Origin of the sequence: Streptococcus infantis, from assembly GCF_047460685.1 — a bacterium.
Taxonomy (GTDB): Bacteria; Bacillota; Bacilli; order Lactobacillales; family Streptococcaceae; genus Streptococcus; species Streptococcus infantis_AD.
Genome location: NZ_JASHFS010000001.1, coordinates 120,003 through 140,556 on the forward strand (window position 1 = coordinate 120,003; position 20,554 = coordinate 140,556).

General features: G+C 40.7%; 12 protein-coding genes and 1 pseudogene. 2 read left to right on the plus strand and 11 right to left on the minus strand.

The features are described 5' to 3' along the window. Positions 1-10: 10 nt before the first annotated feature. Entirely contained in the window at positions 11-2,614 is a 2,604-nt protein-coding gene (locus QM917_RS00560) for an SEC10/PgrA surface exclusion domain-containing protein (RefSeq protein WP_414284310.1), read from the minus strand. 132 nt (positions 2,615-2,746) lie between these two features. Between QM917_RS00560 and QM917_RS00565 the strand changes: the two genes are divergently transcribed. Next, positions 2,747-3,085 (plus strand): helix-turn-helix domain-containing protein, encoded by a 339-nt coding sequence (locus tag QM917_RS00565; protein ID WP_128863751.1) that lies wholly within the window; start codon positions 2,747-2,749, stop codon positions 3,083-3,085. Between the two features lie 368 nt (positions 3,086-3,453). Here the strand turns inward: QM917_RS00565 and QM917_RS00570 are convergent. From QM917_RS00570 to pbp2b, 9 genes and pseudogenes are all read right to left on the minus strand, one after another. Beyond that, positions 3,454-3,908 (minus strand): annotated as a pseudogene (locus QM917_RS00570) (IS630 family transposase); the annotation flags it as partial. 123 nt (positions 3,909-4,031) lie between these two features. Next, complete coding sequence (gene rpsI, locus QM917_RS00575; protein ID WP_000075973.1) at positions 4,032-4,424, minus strand: 30S ribosomal protein S9; 393 nt, start codon at positions 4,422-4,424, stop codon at positions 4,032-4,034. 18 nt (positions 4,425-4,442) lie between these two features. Then, positions 4,443-4,889 (minus strand): 50S ribosomal protein L13, encoded by a 447-nt coding sequence (gene rplM / locus QM917_RS00580; RefSeq protein ID WP_001044622.1) that lies wholly within the window; start codon positions 4,887-4,889, stop codon positions 4,443-4,445. 159 nt (positions 4,890-5,048) lie between these two features. Further along, on the minus strand, positions 5,049-5,756 hold the full coding sequence (locus QM917_RS00585; protein ID WP_414284312.1) for a TIGR02206 family membrane protein: 708 nt from the start codon (positions 5,754-5,756) through the stop codon (positions 5,049-5,051). A 120-nt stretch (positions 5,757-5,876) separates the two neighbouring features. Further along, the gene (locus QM917_RS00590) at positions 5,877-6,488 is read right to left on the minus strand and encodes an NUDIX hydrolase (protein ID WP_414284314.1); all 612 of its coding nucleotides are present in this window, start codon (positions 6,486-6,488) and stop codon (positions 5,877-5,879) included. Next, positions 6,475-7,848, minus strand: coding sequence for a UDP-N-acetylmuramoyl-tripeptide--D-alanyl-D-alanine ligase (locus tag QM917_RS00595; protein ID WP_414284315.1), 1,374 nt, complete (start codon positions 7,846-7,848; stop codon positions 6,475-6,477). Before QM917_RS00595 ends, QM917_RS00590 begins: the two co-directional genes overlap by 14 nt. Before the next feature lie 53 nt (positions 7,849-7,901). After that, positions 7,902-8,945 (minus strand): D-alanine--D-alanine ligase, encoded by a 1,044-nt coding sequence (locus QM917_RS00600; protein WP_414284316.1) that lies wholly within the window; start codon positions 8,943-8,945, stop codon positions 7,902-7,904. 174 nt (positions 8,946-9,119) lie between these two features. After that, on the minus strand, positions 9,120-9,716 hold the full coding sequence (gene recR / locus QM917_RS00605) for a recombination mediator RecR (RefSeq protein ID WP_315639846.1): 597 nt from the start codon (positions 9,714-9,716) through the stop codon (positions 9,120-9,122). 10 nt (positions 9,717-9,726) lie between these two features. Next, the gene (gene pbp2b / locus QM917_RS00610; RefSeq protein WP_414284318.1) at positions 9,727-11,784 is read right to left on the minus strand and encodes a penicillin-binding protein PBP2B; all 2,058 of its coding nucleotides are present in this window, start codon (positions 11,782-11,784) and stop codon (positions 9,727-9,729) included. Positions 11,785-11,958: 174 nt separating this feature from the next. Between pbp2b and QM917_RS00615 the strand changes: the two genes are divergently transcribed. Then, entirely contained in the window at positions 11,959-12,804 is an 846-nt protein-coding gene (locus QM917_RS00615) for a MurR/RpiR family transcriptional regulator (RefSeq protein ID WP_075231529.1), read from the plus strand. A gap of 324 nt (positions 12,805-13,128) precedes the next feature. Here the strand turns inward: QM917_RS00615 and QM917_RS00620 are convergent, their stop codons facing one another. Then, on the minus strand, positions 13,129-20,478 hold the full coding sequence (locus tag QM917_RS00620; RefSeq protein ID WP_414284319.1) for an SIALI-17 repeat-containing surface protein: 7,350 nt from the start codon (positions 20,476-20,478) through the stop codon (positions 13,129-13,131). Positions 20,479-20,554 lie beyond the last annotated feature (76 nt).

Here is a 20,554-nt window from a genome sequence, read left to right on the forward strand (position 1 = left end):
CTCTTTCTTTTTATCTATTATATTTTCGTTTTCCTACTAAAGCGATGAGTCCAAGACTTGCTCCAAGCGCCGCTAGGAGACTTGATTCTCTCGTTCCAGTATTTGGAAGTTGTTTCTTGGATTCTGCTTTTGCATTGGTAGCTTGTGCAGGCGCTTGATAAGTTTTATCGTCTTTAGTTCCTACCGTTACTTTCTCTGCTGTGTAATCAACCACATTCCCTTTACCATCTACTACTGGTACTGGTTTGTAACCTGCTTTTTCAATCTCTTTACGCTTAGCTTCTACCTGCTCGCTATATAAGGCGAAGAGTTTATCATAAGCCTCTTGGTCGATTTTTTGTTCTTCCAACAACTTGTCAAGGATAGCTTGTGATTCTTTCAAAGCAGTTACTTTCTGATTAAGAATAGTTTCTTTTTCAGAAAGGACTTTCTTAGCTTTAGCAAGGTTAGGCTCTGCGTTAAGCAAGGATTCAAGGTCAGCTTTAGCTTCTTCAAGCGTCTTAGTAGCTTGTACTACTTTGTCTTTAGCAAGGTCAAGATTGTTTTCAGCAATCTGTACTAGTTTTTCAAGTTCAAGCAATTTATCTTGTTCAGTTGCTAGGTTGTTCTTAGCATTAGTAAGGTTAGCTTCTTTTTGAGCAAGGACATTCTTAGCATTAGTAAGATTTTCTTGTTTTGTTTTCACATCAGCAGTTAAAGCTTCTAGTGCTTTCTCAGCATTTTCTAAGCGCTTGTTAGCATTAGCAAGGATGTCTTGCGCTTGTTCAAGTTTGCTTTGAGCAGTCGGCGTTTTCAAAGGTGTAGCCTTAAGAGCATCCAATCGTTTTTGAATTGTTTCCTGCTCCCCTTTAGCCTTGATATTCGCAAGCGAAGCACTTGTTTTTTCACGTTGTGCCTGAGAGTTTACAGTCTGAGCATTTAATAAAGCAGAATTTGCAGTATTATAGGCTTTTACAATACTTTCTGATGTATTATTGTTAGGTACTTCAGTCCTATCCAGCTTGTTTCCAGCTTGATTATCAAAAACTGAGATGAAGTGTGCGCTTGTACGTCCTAGACTCTTAGAAATATCTAAAGCAAAATATTCTTTAGTAGCACCTCGAACAGAAGATACACCTGTTAAGTTTTGAGCGTGCATCCACTCCCAACCATTAAATAGCAAGTCAGAAATACTTTTATAAATCCAATTCTTAGCATCATTCATTGTATGGATTTTATCACCATCATTGCTACTGTTGAGATTTTCAAGGTATTGTTGAGTATCATCCTCATAAGTAGGCAATCCATACTTCCGAGCCACGTTATTTACTGCTTTACTATCGTGACCTTTTCCGAATCCCCAATCATCAGCTACGTAACCGTCAGTCACTTCGTCAGCAACTTGAAGCATACCTTTTGTTACAACAGTTTTAGGCGTTCCAAAACGCTCGCGGATTTGGTTAAGTAGATCACTCGCAAATAGAGAAAGCTCTGTCATTTGCTCTGTTGTCAAGTTATTAGCATCAACACTAATAGCTTTATCATTAGCATTTCCTTTGAATTTATTCAAATTCAAATTTTCTTGGTTGACCGATTTTAAGATAGACTCTACTTTCTCTCTATGTTCTTTCCACTTATCACGTTCATCCAAAATGTCATAAGGATTATTTACATAGGATTTCAAGGCGTTAACATACTCATCAGTAACTTGGAAAGTGTTAATAGACTTATAGCTAGCTTCAGCCACAGTAAATGTATCCTGTGCTTTTTCAAGAGCAGTTTGTGTCTGGTCAGCTTTATTAGTAGCATCAGTCAGTGTAGACTCTGTGCTTACCACTACCTTACTCGCTTCTGTCAACTCGTTTTGGACGCTTGAAATTGCATCTTCAAGATTTTTGTCGTCTGACTTAGCTTGTTCCAAGACCTCCTCTGCATTCGTCAACTGTTCTTGTGCTTGTTTTTGGAAAGTCTCAGCGTTTTCCTTTTCTTCGACAACTTTCGCTTGACCTGTACCGTCCAAAATAGCTTGGGCATTATCTACATCGTTCTGAGCATCTTTAACCTCATTTAAAGCATCCGCTACTTTTTTCTCAGACTTATGAACTACATGTTCTTGGTCTGCGACAACCTCTTTTGCTTTGTTAAGGTCTTTTTCAGCATTCTTCTCTTGGTTTTCTGCGTCAGTTTTACCTTTTTCAGCACTAGCAACTGATTGCTTGTGCTTTTCAATGTTTTCTGGAGTCGCTTTATCCTTGGCTTGTTGAGCATTATCTACTTCAGACTGAGCATTATCTTTTTCAGTCTGCGCTTGGTCTTTTTCAGTCTGCGCTTGGTTTTTCTTAGCTTGTGCTTCTCCTACTGCTTGGGTAGATTTGTCAAGTTTATCCTTGGCCTCGTCAACTTGACCTTTTGTGACTTCCTTAGTAGGAACTTTCACTTCAGTTTTCTTAGGCGCTTCTTTCTCTACCAAGGCTGGTTCGGTTTGAGCAGTTGTAGGCAATGGAACCTCTACTGTATCTGCGTGAGCAGTTCCGATTGTGCCGACAAGACTTGCAGTTGCTGCGATGGCAGAAATAACCGTACCCGTATACAATTTTTTAGCAGTACTATGACTATTTTCCGTAGCTTTTGACATTTATAAACTCCTTTTGTACAATGCCCTATGCATTTTATTAAACTATAGTACTATTTTACCATACTTTTATCGTTTTTGGATAGTTTATTATACTTATTTTTAGAGAAAACAGATAGTAAAATGGTAGATAACATGGAATATAATAAATTACAAAAGCATATCGCTTTTCGCATACGTGAGTGTAGAAAAGCACAGGGATTAAGTCAAGAAAAATTATCTGAAATCGCTGGCCTAGGTGTTAAAGCGATTCAAAATATAGAAAACATGAAGTATGATTTTAAGATAAAAACTCTTGAATCCGTAATCAAAGCTCTAAATCTAACAGTAGAAGAGTTTTTTAATCTACAATCATATGAATCAGAAAGAGAAGACTCCCCAGAAATACTTTTTGAAAATTTAACAAAGTTACCAAAAGAAAAACAAGGAAAAATTATATCTTCATTTAATGAAATTGTAAAGAATATCAAATAAAACCCAGCCAAAATAAATTTTGGTTGGGTTTTATTTTACAATCTTGCTTATTTTAACAAATTTCTTCAAAAATTCATTAAAAATTTTCTACTTTTGTTCTACCTTTTATTTTTACATACGATTTCATTAACCTATCAAAATCTTCACCATCTGACTTTAACTCTAAATTGAGTGAATAAGCTACAAACATAACACATAATATAAAAAAATAACTTCCTATTGCTACAAAATAGGTTTGTTGATACTATCACGCTTTTGATTATAACAACTATGATTTCTCTTTGCATTGTACAATCATAATAAATAAGAACTAACATGTTCTGTATTTTAGAAAAACGTATAAAGTCAAATTTTTTGGCTCTATATAGTCAATTGAAACAGGACAAAAGAGCCTCGAAAAAAGTATTGCAACTTGGCAATACCTTTTTGAGGTGTTTTTTGATATGAGCCCATTTCTTCTCAATAGGATTGTACTCAGGTGAGTAGGGAGGAAGTGGTAAAAGTTTATGACCAAATTCTTCACATAAGAGCTCTAGCCTACCCATTCTATGGAATCTTGCATTATCCATAATACTAACTGATGGTGTATTTAATATTGGTAAGAGAAACTTCTGAAACCAAGCTTCAAAAAGGTCGCTCGTCATTGTTTCTTCGTAAGTCATTGGAGCGATTAACTCACCATTTGTTAGCCCTGCAACCAAAGAAATCCTCTGATATCTTCTTCCAGACACTTTACCTCTTATTGCCCTTTTAATGAGCGACCATATTCTCGATAAAAATAAGTCTCGAATCCTGTTTCATCAATATAAACAGGTGCTAAGTGCTTCTCTAAAACAATAAGGTGAAAATAAGGTGGACTTCGAGGTGAACTTTTTCAAAAAACACGAAAAAAGCACCCATGAGGTAAACTCTTGAGTGCTTTGAAACGTTGATATAATCGTATTGATTAACGTTTTGAGAATTGTGATGCTTTACGAGCTTTCTTAAGACCTGGTTTCTTACGCTCAACTTTACGTGAGTCACGTGTAAGAAGTCCTGCGCGTTTCAATGAATCGCGGAAGTCTGGGTCTACTTGAAGAAGGGCACGAGCGATACCGTGACGGATAGCTCCTGATTGACCAGCGTATCCACCACCTACAACGTTAACGAAAACGTCGTATGAACCTACAGTTGAAGTAACTGCGAATGGTTGGTTGATGACAAGACGAAGGTCAGCGTGTGGGATGTACTCTTCAACATCTTTTTTGTTAACAGTGATTTTACCAGTTCCTGGAACAAGGCGAACGCGTGCAACAGCGTTTTTACGACGTCCAGTACCTGCATATTGTGCTTGTGACATACTTTATTGTTCCTTTCCTTAGATAAGTCCTGAAATATCAAGAACTTCTGGTTGTTGTGCAGCGTGAGTGTGCTCAGCTCCAACGAATACTTTCAATTTCATACCTTGAGCGCGGCCAAGAGTATTGTGTGGAAGCATACCTTTAACTGATTTCTCGATCAAACGTACTGCATTTTTAGAACGAAGTTCACCAGCAGAGATTGATTTCAATCCACCTGGGTGGTTTGAGTGAGTGTAGTAGATCTTATCAGATGCTTTTTTACCAGTCAATTTAACTTTTTCAGCATTGATAACGATTACGAAGTCACCTGTATCAGTGTGTGGTGTGAATGTTGGTTTGTTTTTTCCGCGAAGTACGCTAGCAACAACTGCTGAAAGGCGTCCAAGAGGTACATCAGTTGCGTCAACAACGTACCATTTGCGTTCTACTTGGCCTGGTTTAGCCATGAATGTAGTTTTGTTCATGATTTCTCCTATATGAATATCGTTTTTGTTTACAGGGCGGATGTTCCGGTCCGCAAGTTATTTGAAAGGTTCCGGGGCCTTACAAATGGGGTAAACAATACCGTCTACTATTGTATCAAAATTCTCAGATAAAAGTCAAGAGATTGGGAAAATATTTTTTTATTTCTGCCAGATTCTCAATCTTTTTTCTTCCTGCTCCTGAAGGATTGTCTGAAAAATTTTAGAGACTAAATAAATGGCACAAGTCAGGAATAGCGTAACCACTAGATAATTGATCAAACGACCGTGGTCTCCAACCAATGGCGGTTTTGTCAAAAAGCCATAATCTCCACCCGTCATTAGATTGACCACAAAGATCACAGCATTCAGTGAAGATGTGATGATTAGGGTTCGTTTGAAGTCCAATAAGCTAGCATCGTAGTCCTTCAAAAGATAAATCAAGGAATTTCCAAAGAGAGCTAAGTGTCCGAAAATAAAGGACAGGATGGCAATGTGGGGGAAGGGATAGGGATCTGGCACTGGATAAATAAAAGCTGCCAAGGGGCCAACGGTTCCAAGTAGAGTAAAATATTGCTTGTATCTAGATACTCCAGGAAGCAAAAGCACTACAAACATAGCCAAACGGCAATGATAAAGGGGTAGACTTTCAGTTAGAGGCATCTGATTTACTAAATACCATCCGTAGAGCAGGATTAGCTGTACCGCCTGTAAAATCTGGAAAAATCGCTGACAGGCCTTTTTCTCACCATAACGATAGGCAAGAAACACAGTCAATGCTAATAAGGTAAATAGACTTCCATACCAAAGAAGGTCAAACTGGGGTGGCTCCGTCGGCTGCGTACTAAATAAAGCTTCCCAAAAATTCATGTAACTTTCCTCATTTTCATATAAGCCAATCTCTTACTGATTTTTATAGAGCCTAGCTTACATTTATTTCTTATAATTTTGTGTAAAAGAAACTGTCGATCTTAATATAAAACAAAGCTTCTAATCAACATATTGTTCCCGCTCACCCTGATAGACCTGCCATAGAATTTCCATTTGTTCTTGGGTTATTCGTTTTTCAGATAGGGGTGGGAGATTCTTGATATCAAAAAATTCAAGTTCTGCAATTTCTTGATTTTCTTGAAATTGTCCATCCAATAACTGACAGTCAAAGACGAACTTGGCATACTGTTTGTTCTGAAGTTGAAAGCGATTGGTATCAAAAACCGCTAATAAAGAGCCTACTTCTGCCGAAAAGCCTGTTTCTTCCTGAACTTCTTTTCGGATATTTTCCTTGGGAGAATATCCTACCTCGCCAAAGCCACCAGGTAAGGCCCAAGTATCCTCTCCTTGCCCTCTAACCAAACAAATCTTCTGATTTTGAACAATCCATGCCCTTACATCCATCAAGGGAGTTGCATAGCTACCTGTCGGTTTTAAAATTGCAGTCAATTCCTCTTGATCAAGCTCTGTTTGATCCTGCAAGACACTCCATAAAATCTGACGTAAATCCTCATAACGTTCACGGTCATAAGGATCCTTTGAATAGGTCAAGCCAGTATCAGTGATAGCTAACATTCTCTGAATAGCTTTGGCGAAATCAGTTGTGCTCATTTTCTAGGCTTTCTACTAGCTTGGCTAGATTCATAGAGTTCGAACCTTTAAGCAGAATCTGGTCATGTGCGCCAAGACTTTCCTTGACCTGCTTGACCATAGCTTCAAACTGGTCTTCTTCAGCTGTTTTCTTGAAGTAGTACACATGACCGATTGGGAACATTTGACTGGCTAATTGAGCCAAGTCAGCGATGTCTTCACCGTAGAAAATTACGGTATCAAGGGCATCGGGTGTAATGCTCAAAATCATTTGATTATGAAGTTGAACAGACTGGTCTCCAAGTTCTTTCATATCCGCCAGAACTGCGAGTTTCTTGCCACCTTCATTGGCTGGGATGGCTGAGAAAGTCTCCAAAATCAACTTCATAGCTGTTGGATTTGCATTGTAGACATCTGATAGGATATCCGCACCGTTGGCTGCTTTTTTCCACTCGGTACGATTGCGGGTCAATTCTAGATTTTGGAAGGCTTGACCAATCTGCTCCTCAGTCACTCCCTCTTGAAGAGCAACATAAGATGCAATCATGGCATTGGTCGCATTATACTTACCAGTCACAGGCAAGTCAAGAGCCTGCTCTAAGAAATTGGCCTTGAAGGTTAAGCTATCCTTACGCTCAATCAATTCTGTAATTTCGAGTTCTGCACCTGGACCAAAACGAACTACTTTTTGGTCAGCAGGTAGATAATCCTCTACAATGGGGTCAGCCGGTGCCAAAAGCAAGGCACCCTTTTCCATCCCATCAGCGATTTGTAATTTCCCTTTTGCAATTTCAGAACGGTCCTTGAAGAAGGCCAAATGAGCTTCTCCTACCAAGGTCACAATAGCTGTCTTTGGATGAGCTAGTTCAGATAAGAGATGGATGTCTCCTAGGTGATCCTGTCCCATTTCCAAGACCAGCTTTTCGGTATCATCCGGCATATGGAGAACCGTGTAGGGAAGGCCAATCTCGTTATTATAGTTCCCTTGTGTTTTGTAGGTTTTGTAGCTTGTTGAAAGCAAATGAGCCAACATATCCTTGGTAGTAGTCTTCCCATTCGAACCTGTAACAGCAAAGACATCGACACCAGTCTTTTGAAGGTAATAGGCCGCAAGATTTTGAAAGGCTGTCAAAACATCTTCTACCAAGATATAAGGATGACCTTCTACTTCTTTCTCTGATAAGGTTAAAGCTGCGCCATTTTCAAAAGCTGTCTCGATAAAGTCATGACCATCACGCGCCCCCTTGAGTGGCAGAAATAAATCCCCCTCAGAAATCAATCGACTATCAAACTCTGCCTTAACTAGTGGACTATCCACATAGCTAGTCACATCATTTTTTGCACCGACGACACGCGCAACTTCGTGAATCGTAAGTTTCATATTTACTCCTTTAAAAAGGGGCAAGAAGTCTCTTCCCGCCCTTATGTCTGTCTTTACAATAGGTGCGCTTCACGCTTATTAAAACTTTCCTTAGCAAGATCAACCAAACGCTCGATTAGTTCTGGATAGCTAATTCCCATATTGTCCCAAAGCAAGGGATACATAGACCATTGGGTGAAGCCTGGCATGGTGTTAAGCTCGTTTAGGAAAACTTCTCCCTTATCTGTATAGAAGAAGTCGCAACGCGACAATCCAAGTCCACCGATAGCACGGAAGGCAGTTTCTGCATTTTTACGCATGACAGCTACCACGTCATCACTGATTTTGGCTGGGATGTCCATACTAATCTTGTTATCGATATACTTGGCATCATAGTCATAAAAAGCTACATCTTTGACAACTTCACCAGGAAGCGTGCTTTTGACATCATAGTTTCCTAAGAGACCAACCTCGATTTCACGCGCGTTGACTCCCTGCTCTACTAAGACACGACTATCGTACTTGAAGGCAAGCTCTAAAGCTTGATGGAGTTCTTCTTTATTTTCAGACTTAGCAATCCCAACACTAGAGCCCATATTGGATGGTTTGGTAAAGACTGGGTAACTTAATTTTTCTTCTACTTCTGCAATCTTAGAAGCCAAATTATCCCCTTCAACGATAGCTACGTAAGGAACTTGGTCAATCCCAGCAGACTCCAAGACACGCTTGGTAGTAATCTTATCCATAGCAAGACTCGAAGACAAGATGTTGCAACCAACATAAGGCATTTTCAAGACTTCTAGAAAACCTTGGACAGAGCCGTCCTCTCCCATCGGTCCATGAAGGACTGGAAAGACTACTGCTCCTTCTTCGTAGATAGCACTTGGAGCAATTTTCTTGTCCCAATCGATTGTTTCATTGGTCATGAGACGGTCTTCCTGCCCAGGAGTTTGGGTAAATTCTTGGGTTTTGATAAAGTCTCCAGACTGGCTGATAAAGAAGGTTTTTACTGTGAAACGATCATAGTTAACCGCACGCATGACACTCTCAGCTGACAAGATAGACACTTCACGCTCTGCACTGCGTCCACCATATAATAGAATAATTGTTTGTTTCATATGATTGTCCTATTTCTACTAGAATACTCGCCTTTTAGTATATCACATTTGTCTATTTTTTTAAACTTGAATAGCATAAAACAAGAAAAGAGACTGGAAGAAAAATGGTCCAGTCTCTGTGTTCTTAAAATTTTATACCTGCTAGCTAATTATTTAGCGATTGAACCTCATAGACTAGAGTTCGGTACGATTTTCGATGGCTCTTAAGAGTGTTACTTCATCCGCATACTCGATATCAGCTCCCACTGCTAGACCTCGTGCTAGACGAGTAACCTTGATCCCTGCAGGTTTAAGAAGTCGAGAGATATACATAGAAGTCGCCTCACCATCAGCAGTTGCATTGGTGGCTACAATGACCTCTGAAACCTCGCTATCCATGAGACGTGTCATGAGACTTTTAAGATTGATATCGTCAGGGCTAATCCCATTCATTGGTGAAATGAGGCCGTGCAAGACATGGTAAAGTCCGTGATATTCTTGGATATTTTCCATAGCCGCCACGTCTCGACTATCCTCTAATACTAGGATAGTTGATTGGTCACGGCTAGGATCAGTACAGATGGAACAAGGATCATCATCCGTCAGACGTCCACAAACAGAGCAATAGGTCAATTCTCGTTTAGCTGCTAGAAGATTTTTAGCAAATTCATTGACATCGTCATCAGACATCCCAATGGTATAAAAGGCCAGTCGGGTCGCTGTCTTAATCCCGATACCTGGAAGTTTAGAATAGCTGTCAATCAACTTAGCAATAGGTGTTGGGTAAAGCATGGCTTCCTTTCTAGTTCATTGGATGGTGTTGGTTGTAAAGATTGATAATATCGCGCGCAATCGAAGGTCCGACACCGTTGGTTAGGTTGGTATTGTGAGGGAAGACAACTGCAACTGCAATCTGAGGATTATCGGTTGGGGCATAGGCTACTGCGTTGGTATTGTCGGATTTTTGGCCACCATTGACGTAACTTTCGGCTGTACCGGTTTTTCCGCTGATGGAGACTGCTGCCCCATTTGAAAAGGCACGACCTGTCGTAAGAGCACTTGTCCCGTGCGATACTTGGTAAAAGCCTTGTTGCAAGATAGACATGTCAGACTCAGAAATATTGATTTTATTCATTTCCGTGCTGTCATTTTGCTTAATGAGTTCTCCTAGACCACCTTGTTCGTTGTTGTCGTAGACTCCTTCCACGATATGAGGAGCTAAGCGGACACCATTATTGGCAATCGTTGCCACATACTGAGCTAACTGCATCGGTGTGTAGTTGTCGAACTGTCCAAAGGCATTATTTAGATAGTTGGCCAAATCGTAGTCTTTAGGAATAAAACCTGTTGACTCATCTGGTAAATCGATCCCTGTTGACACGCCCAAACCATATTCACCAAAGGTTGAGCGAAGTTTTCCCATGGCAGATTCAAGATTGTTGGTTCCTACTGTCATATTAGGCTGATAAGTTTGCCCCATAATTCCAAGAGCTGTCTGGACCATGTAAGTATTGGATGAATATTCCAAGGCCTCAACAGCTGTGATCGGGAAGGAACCGTAAGAAAGGGTGTACCATGAATTGATCGGTGCAGAACCTTGAAAGACAATTGGTTGGTCTGTTAGGGTTTGATTACCTGATAACACACCATTTTCCCAACCTGAACTGATGGTTGCTGCCTTAACGACAGAACCTGGAACAAAAACATTGGTCACTGTGCCTAGTGAGTCTGGAGTCAATTCACCAGATTCCAGATTGTGCTTGATCCCTGACATGGCTAGAACAGCTCCTGTCTTAGGATTGAGGGCAACCGCATAGACACCTTCCGAATATTGGGCACCTCCGTTTGCAAGTTCAGAGTTAAAATAGCTTTTCAGAAGGCTATCTACACTATCCTGGAAGGCCAAATCAATGGTCAGTTTAATGTTTTTACCCTTGCTACCTTCCTCAATATTTTCTACACTTTCCATATCTCCATGTTTGTCGAGATGGATTTCTTTAACAGTACGTTTCCCTTGTAGGACTTCCTCATATTGTTTCTCAAGGTAAGAGGTTCCAACACGGTCATTGAGGGAATAACCTTTTTTAAGATAGGCATCTACTTCCTCAGCTGGAAGGCCTGATTTTTCACTTGAAACACTTCCTACGATAGAGGCCAGAGAGGTTTCAAGAACCTTGCGATCCCACGAAGTCGAGATGCTAATCCCAGGTAACTCTTTAGAGGCAGAAGCAATTTGAGCGACCTGAGTATCGCTTAAGGGATCCGTTTGGATATTGCCTGTTGCAAAATTTCCAACTGCATTGAGCTGACTAAAGAGATAAATTACCTTCTTTTCATCCTCTGTATAATTAGTTTGGCTAGAGGTAACACTCTCAACAGCATTGTTATAAAGATCCGATTCAGAAAGTTGATTACCATCTGAGTCAAAACGCTTATCTTTTGGAAGAGCCTCTACCGTTTTTTTATAGACAGCTGGGTCCGCTAGATAATAATCAGCCATCTGACGTTCTGTCAAATTTGGAGAGGAAACTGTTACATACGTTAAAAGTTTAGTAGAAATATCCTTTAAATCTGTAGCCGTCATCTTATTACTTCGTGTGAAAGCCACGACTTGTTTGACGGTATTTTCTACCAAGGGTTTTCCAGCTGCATCATAGATTTCTCCACGAGCAGACCCCGTTGTTACTCTAGTTTGGCTAGCAGATGCTAACTTGGCTTCATAGAAATCCTTATTTACAAATTGCATATAGAGCAAGCGACCAATGATGGTCATGAAGAGCAAAATAACGATTGCAAACAATAAATTAAGCCGAGTCGGTATCGAATGGCTATTAAATTTTCTCATACAAGGCAGTCTCATTTCTAATCAAAATCTTACTCTTCATTGTACCATAATTTGATGAGAAAATTATGGAAAAAGAAAAGACTTTTCCTTTTTATCCAAAAAACAAAGCAACTGTGGTATAATTAAAATGAGCGCTATTTTATAGATTTCATTGATAAAAATTTTAACAAATAACTACAAGGGAGGCCCATGAACAAGCAAGACATCTCTACGATTATTGATCTTCACTTTGAAGAAATGACCGATTTAGAGCAAGAGATTGCCCGCTATTTTTTGCAGGCAGATACCATTCATGATGACTTGTCTTCTCAGCAGGTCACTCAAAAACTTCATATTTCTCAGGCCGCTCTCACTCGCTTTGCCAAAAAATGTGGCTTTACGGGTTATCGAGAGTTCATTTTCAAATACCTACAACAAATTGACAACCTTTCAGTCCCTCAGCAGGATATGAACCCCTTGACTCAACGAGTCTTGAGAAGTTATACAAATATCCGTGAAATGTCTCAAGAATTGATTGATGATGACCAACTGGAGCGCATTGCCCAAATGATTGATCAATCAGAACGCGTCTATTTTTTTGGGACTGGAAGTTCTGGCCTCGTTGCACGTGAGATGAAATTGCGTTTCATGAGACTTGGAGTCGTTTGTGAGGCTTTGACAGATCCAGATGGTTTCGCCTGGACAACCAGTATCATCGATGAAAAATGTTTGGTCTTTGGCTTTTCCCTTTCAGGAACAACTCCATCCATCATTGACAGTCTACTAGACGCTCAAGATATGGGGGCTAAAACTGTTCTTTTTACTAGTACGCCTAGCAAGGAAACTCAGGAATTTACAGAAACTGTACTGGTAGCAAGCCAGAGTCAGGCTTCCTATATCCAACGCATTTCTGCCCAACTTCCTATGTTGATCTTAATTGATCTACTCTATGCTTATTTCCTAGAAATTGACCGTGAGAGTAAAGAAAAAATCTTTAACAGTTATTGGGAAAATAAAAAACTAAATGGCTATCGTAGAAATAGAAGGTCTAGATAAGCCTTCATCCCTATCAAGTAAACAAGCATATGAGTAACCAGCGATTAAAGTCGCTGGTTTTTAGTTTGCTCAAGTCCTATAACTGATGACTTATGCACATAGAACTTTACACCTGATTCTTGATATAAAAAAGCGAACAAGACCAGCTTCTGTTTATCAGAAAACTCGTTTTGCTCGCTTTTTATAATTGAGATTAGTTATTGGTTCCAATCTCTAAAGTTTGGACAGTTATTACAGCAGTTTCTTTAAACAATGCTACTATTCTGCAATAACTTCCCACGAAATCTATACTTTCTCAAAAGTGTTTCTTGAGTTTGACAGATTCTATTCGTCTTCTTTTTTCTTTCCCATTGCAGCTAAGCCAAGAAGTGCTCCTACAGCTCCCAAGCTTGCAAGGGTAGCAGTTTCTTTTGCTCCTGTTTCAGGGAGAATGTCTTGACGATTTGCAGGTGCTTGATAAGTCTTTTCTTGTGACATAGCCTGAGCTACATGTGACTGCTCATCCTTGTATTCTGGGAGCTCATGGACAGTTGCCTCTGCTCCATTGACACCACCTGTGAACTCTGGAACATCATGGATAGCTGCTTCTGAACCATTTACTCCACCAGTAAACTCTGGAAGTTCATGACTAGCCGCTTCTGAACCATTGACACCAACAGTAAACTCTGGAAGTTCATGACTAGCTGCTTCTGTTCCATTGACACCACCTGTGAACTCTGGATCTTCTCCACGAATAACTGCTTCAGAGCCATTTACTCCACCAGTAAATTCAAGAAGTTCATGACTAGCTGCTTCTGTTCCATTGACACCACCTGTGAACTCTGGATCTTCTCCACGAACAACTGCTTCAGAGCCATTTACTCCACCAGTAAATTCAGGAAGTTCATGACTAGCTGCTTCTGTTCCATTGACACCACCTGTGAACTCTGGATTTTCTCCACGAACAACTGCTTCTGAGCCATTTACTCCACCAGTAAATTCAGGAAGTTCATGACTAGCTGCTTCTGTTCCATTGACACCACCTGTGAACTCTGGATCTTCTCCACGAATAACTGCTTCTGAGCCATTTACTCCACCAGTAAATTCTGGAAGTTCATGACTAGCTGCTTCTGTTCCATTGACACCACCTGTGAACTCTGCTACTTCATGAATCGCTGGATCTGTTTTACCTGTTTCAAATTTCTTAGTTCCGACTAGTACAATCTCATCTTGTGGTTCTTCAACAACTTCGCGAAGTTTTTCAGTACGGCTTCCATCCAATGCTACTTCGGTGATGATACGTTCTTTACCTTCACGACCTACTTGAGACACGCTAGTTTTACCTTCTGGAAGAGTTGGATCTTCTTGCTTCACTGTCTTGAAGCCTCTTGGTTCTTCAACTACCTCAAGACTTGGTTGACTAAAGCTCAATTCTTTAACACCTTCAGCTGGCTCAGATGTTCCTTCATAAGTACCAACTTCGATGACACGATCTTGAGCTTCTTCACGTTCAACCTTAACTGTCTTACGTGTATCTCCCTCTACTTCTACATAAGTCGTTACTTGACCTGCTTTACCTTCTGAAACAACTTGTTCCTTACCTTTAGCTAGGAAGGCATTCTCACGACGAACAGTATTAAAGGCGATTGGTTCTGTCGTTACTTCAAGGCTTGGTTGCGTTTGAACTAAGACCTTATCTCCTTCAGCTGGAACTGTTGAATGTTTTACTTCCTCTTTCGGAGTCGCTTGAAGTTGGTTGATAAAAGTTAGAGCTGCTTGCAAGGCTTTGTCTACCGCATCCTGTGTCTTAGCATCTCTGATGGCAGTAAGGGCTTGCTCTCCAAGTTCAACCAGTTTTTCCTGTGCAGCTACATCATCGACAAGTTCAGCAGCTTTTTTCTCGACTGCTGCAGCCAATTCTGCAATCGCCTTATGGCGGTCAACTTTAGACTCTTCTGGTTTCGGATCCTCTTTCGGAGTTGCTTGAAGTTGATTAATAGCAGCTAGAGCAGTTGCCAAAGCCTTATCTACTGCATCCTGACTCTTAGCTTCTTCGATAGCAGCAAGAGCTTGTTCTGACAACTCAACTAGTTTCTTCTTAGCTTCTTTATCGTCACCAAGTTCTTTAGTCTTTCTTTCGATCGCTTCTCCCAGACTTGCCATAGCCTTGTCGTAGTCGATGGTTGGCTCTTCTGGTTTGCTTGGTTCTTCTGGTTTTGGTTCCTCTTTCGGAGTCGCTTGAAGTTGATTGATAGCAGCTAGACCTGTTGCCAAAGCCTTATCTACTGCATCTTGAGTCTTAGCTTCTTGAATAGCTGAAACAGCTTGCTCTGCCAACTCAACTAATTTCTTCTTAGCTTCTTTATCGTCACCAAGTTCTTTAGTCTTTCTTTCGATCGCTTCTCCCAGACTTGCCATAGCCTTGTCGTAGTCGATGGTTGGCTCTTCTGGTTTGCTTGGTTCTTCTGGTTTTGGTTCCTCTTTCGGAGTTGCTTGAAGTTGATTGATAGCAGCTAGACCAGTTGCCAAAGCCTTATCTACTGCATCCTGAGTCTTAGCTGCTTCAATCGCTGCGATTGCTTGCTCGGACAACTCAACTAATTTCTTCTTAGCTTCTTTATCGTTGCCTAGTTCCTTGCTCTTGTTTTGGATGGCCTCTGCCAGACTTGCCATAGCCTTATCATAGTTAGGTTCTTCTGGTTGGGCTGGTGGTTCTGGTTTTGGTTCCTCTTTTGGAGTCGCTTGAAGTTGGTTGATAGAAGTTAGAGCTGCTTGCAAGGCTTTGTCTACCGCATCCTGAGTCTTAGCTGCCTCAATAGCAGCAAGAGCTTGCTCTGATAACTCAACTAGTTTCTTCTTAGCTTCCTTATCATCACCTAGTTCCTTGCTCTTGTTTTGGATGGCCTCTGCCAGACTTGCCATAGCCTTATCATAGTTAGGCTCTTCTGGTTGAGCTGGTGTTTCTTCGACACCGTAGTTTTCTTCCTTATCAAGGATCGTTTGCAGAACTGTTGCTGTTTTCAGAACTTCTTGTGCATTTGCAGAACTTGCTGAAAGTTGTTCTGATAATTTGTCCAAGTTTGACTTGAAGGCTTGACGAGCCTCTGGAGTGTTTTTCAAGGCTGTTTGGTCAAATTTAGCCAATTCATCCTTCCAGTTTTTCATAGCTTGAACTAATTCTTCTTTGGTATAAAGAGCGCTATCCTCTCCACGAGTGATGAACTTATCAACTTGAATACCAATATTTCTAGAGGTATCATTTCGTTTTGGATCCAATTGCAAGGTTACAGCGTGCCAACCTTCTTCAAGTCCAGTCAAACGAACAAGAGTCTGATCACCTTGACGTGTAGTTGCTGTTCCACTGAAGTACTTCTTACCATTGACATCAGTAGCATTTCCTTGACCATCTTGATACTCAAGTTCTTTACCATCCAGAGTTACCTTGTAGATACCATGTCCAGGATCAACAAAACCTTTGATTTCAAGACCTGTTCCGTAGAAGTAAGCTGTTACGCTAGCATTTTTCTTTTGCTCTTCAGTCAAACGACCAAAGGATGCCCAAGACTCAGTGTTTTGGTATTTGCCAGAAGAATTGGTTTCATGGTGCCAACCTGGGCTATAGTCAAGTTGACTGGCCTGATCATCATGACTGACTTGATCTTTTTGAAGCAATTCAGCTTTCATCACTCGAATCGTTGCTTCTGAAGCAAAGCCAAGCAAAGCTTCATCTGAAGCACTCGTCATTTTCACTTTGAAGTCAAAGATAGAGTCAGCTTGCTCCGTAAAGTCAATTGTCGGAATTGTCAAAGTCTTTTCTGTTTCACCATCTTGGAAGGTCAAATCAGCCGTTGTATCCTTATAAACTTTACCGTGAACCCCTGTTCCTGGCTCAGTCACAACATGAACTGTCGCAGCTCCCTTGCTACCACCAACACGTTTGATGGTTACAGTAACTGGTTGTCCTTTTTGAACTTCATAGGTTGTTTCTTTCAACTCAAACATACCTTTACCAGCATTGTTGAGCGTGTAGATACCTTCAGTTGCAATAGCTTTTCCAGTCTTGTTAACGAGTTTGATGGTATGTTCACCTGGAGCCAAGTCATCTGTTTCATAAACCATCTGGCTACGTTTACGAGCTGCATTATTGGTTTGTACATCTGCAACCTTTTGACCATCCACGTAAACCGACATTTCACCGTGGTTTGGATCCACTGTAGATACGACATAAGCCTTAGTTCCGTTGAAACGGTAGGTTACGCTTGCATCTTTTTGGTTAGTCCACATAGATGTTCCGCGGATACCTTCAGATTCGTCATACCAAGTTGTATTTGCTTTATCTGCTGTTGTATTTGAATGGTAGTCCAATCCAAGAGGGTAACCATCTGTCTTCTCGATACTGCTTGGAGTCTTATAAACAGAGAAGTTTGTCAAAATAGGTGTTGCTTGCGCACCAGTAATAGTCACACGAATCTTTTGTGCTTCTACTGGTTGACCTTGGATTAGGCGACGATAACCAATAGTTGAGCCTTCACCGTATGGTACCCAACGGCCATTGAGTTCAACTTCAACCTTGAAGCCAGAGATACGCTGACCTTTAGCGATATCTTCTTTGAGTTCAATCACGTCAAAGCGTCTCTTTTGACCAAGATCGACAGTAAATTCACCTGTCTTAGCATCATTTGCTAATGCCCAGCTAGTATCATCCTTACCATCTGTTAGGTGGCTTGCTTGATACAAGTGATTCTTACGAGTAGAGCTTGCAGTTACAGTTGCACCCTTAGCAAAGTCAGTCGCATACATTTGATCCAAGGTTGCTCGGAATTCTTTCAAACGAGCGACGTCTGCATCTGCGAATTTACCTTCTTTATTTGGTGGAATGTTGAGTAGAAGTGGCGTTCCACGACCAACAGACTTGAAGTAGATATCCATCAAATCTTTGATTGATTTCGGTTGTTGATTGTCATGGTAGAACCAACCTGAACGGATAGAAACGTCTGCTTCACCTACAGAGTACATATCACCATCTGGATCCCCGTGGTTGAGATAGTCATTTCGAACATCATCAGTGATTTTAGCTTTCTTGACCTTATGCCAGACTGGATCTCCTGCGATACCACGTTCATTACCGATCCAACGGACACTTGTCGGTTGAGCAGAGAAGATAGCGATATCTCCTTCAGCTTCCTTGATGTACTTGAACCATTCGTCAAAGGTATAAGTTACTTTTTGAGCTCCACTACCACGCGCACCGTCCATCCAAACTTCGATGAATTTACCATTGTTACCGTATTTAGGATTTCCAAGGATTTCCTTGAGTTGGTTGAGATAGTATTCGTTATACTCTTTTTCAGTTGAAACATGATATTTAGGGTTATTAGCATCCCATGGTGATAGGTAAACACCCATATTCATGTCATACTTAGTCGCTGATTTAGAGATTTCTTCGAGAAGGTCTCCCTTACCATCTTTCCATGGACTAGCAGCGACAGTATGTTTTGTGTACTTAGATGGGTAAATTACAAATCCATCGTGGTGTTTTACAACCATGATTGTTCGTTTGAAGCCAGCATCCTTCAAAGTCTTAATCCACTGGTCTGTATCAAGGTTAGTTGGGTTAAAGTTTTGAGGATTTTCTCTACCGTTCCCCCACTCAGAGTTGGTATAAGTATTCATACCATAGTGGATGAAGGCCGCCAATTCTTCCTTGTGGTAGTCCAATTGAGCCTTGCTTGGAAGTGGTCCGTAAGCAGCAATTTCTGTTTCTTCATCTTTTGGATCAACTACTGGAGTGACTGGTGTTACTGGTTTTGGATCTTCAATCTTTTCGTATTCAAAAATAACTTGGTTCACTCCTTTGTGTTGGATGGTAGCTTCTTGACTTGCATTTACTGCACGGTAGCCCGTGATTTCTTTAGCTTGGAATCTATGGACAAAGGAAACTTCATATTCTTTTCCTTCGTTGTTGTCCACAGTTGCAGGTGCCAATTCTTGCTCTGTACCTTTCAAGCGGTAACGAAGGTCGAAGGAACCTTTATTGACTTTATAAACAACCTTGATAACGCGAGTTCCTGCAGGAGCCTTGCTCACAACGCTATAATCCTCTCCCCAGGCATCTTTTAGCTGTTTATTGACAGCTTTGCCATCAATTGATACAATCTCATATTTTTCTTTATTCTTCTTGAAGAAGTCAGTCTTTTCAATTTCTGTTTTATAGTTATAGTCGAACTGAGTTCCAACTTCTGTCTTTTCAACAAAAGTATCGTTTTCTTTGACTGGATTATCTTTCTGGTCTACGTGTTCGATAACAACTCGTCCATATTCAACACCTTCAAGAAGAGTTGCTACACCGCTTTCATCGAAAGAGTATTTATTTTCGCCAATAACTGCTGTCTTATTTCTGAGCATTTCTCCCTCTGGAGTGAAATAATAACGGCTACCGTTATCGCCTTGATACCAGCCTTTAACACCGTATTTATCAATGATTTCTTTGACCCATGCCAATTGTTCTGGCGAGAGGACAAGACCTCCACCGAAACGGTCTTTTTCAGGAATGTTCATATTATCAACTGTACCACGTTGGTGAATACCGATAACTTTACCATCACCGTTGATGATACCTCCACCTGAAAGACCTGATACAGAAGTCAAACGGTAAGTTACACCAACAGTTCCCTTATCATCATACTTTTCAGTACCTTTAACAACACCATCAGCCTTATACAATTGACCAGGTACGATTGGTTCTTTCAATTCTGGAGAAGTAGAATCTGTTGGGTAGCCGATCGTGCTAACTGGCTCACCAGGGTTATAGGTACGGTATTCAGCTAAAGGAGTAAAGGTTGCAGCCTTATTTGGGCTTGCAATCTGTACTGGAACTGGAGCCACAACCAAGGCTAGGTCATTTTTGTACCCTTCACCAAACTTCTCTTTATTCCAGAAATGGATGTCCTTTTCTTGGAACAAAACAGTTTTTCCTGAAGTTGGTAAAGAATTATTCTTAGCAGAATTTGAACCTACATTGTAATAGAACTTAGCAGTGTCACCGCCTAAGATATTACCAGCATTGGTTTCGGCATCCTTCTTCAAGAAATTGTGAGCCACTGTCAACATGATGTTTGGAGCCACAAAGATACCAGAACCAGAATTGAGGTAACGCTGAGTTCCACCACCTGCTAGAGGTGAACTGAAAATTGTATAAACCATCGCTGCTGATGTAGCTGGTTGACCGTCATAATTGATATGCTTAAGGTCTTGTCCGCCATTGATAATAGCTCTATTTTCTTTTTCGCTTTCAGATGGAGCCACTTCTGTAGGTTTCAAAATGCTCTTAGTCTCTACTTGTGGACTTTCTTTCTCTGAAACAATGGCTGAAGTGTCCAGTTTTTTCACTGGCGTATCAGGATAAGCTCGATCAGGAATTTCTTCAGGGAGTAAATCACCTGATTCTTCTACTGCATTTTCTGCAAGAGGAGCTGGTTTTTCAGCTACTTCTTTGGCAACTTCTGGAGTTTCCTTGTTTGTATCTGCCACTTCTTTTGCTTGACCATCCACTTCAAGTTTTGGTTCTGTCACAAGTTCACTAGCCGCAACATTCCCAGAAGCAAAAAAAGCAAGACCAACTGCGACAGAAGCAACACCAACAGTCAGTTTACGAATACTAAATATTCTACCTTTTTCTAAAAAATATTGTTTCATCAAATACTCCTACTATTCTAGAGCAGTCAGCTACTGCCAAAGCCCAGCTTTAGCTGGCGACATTTTTTATTTGATT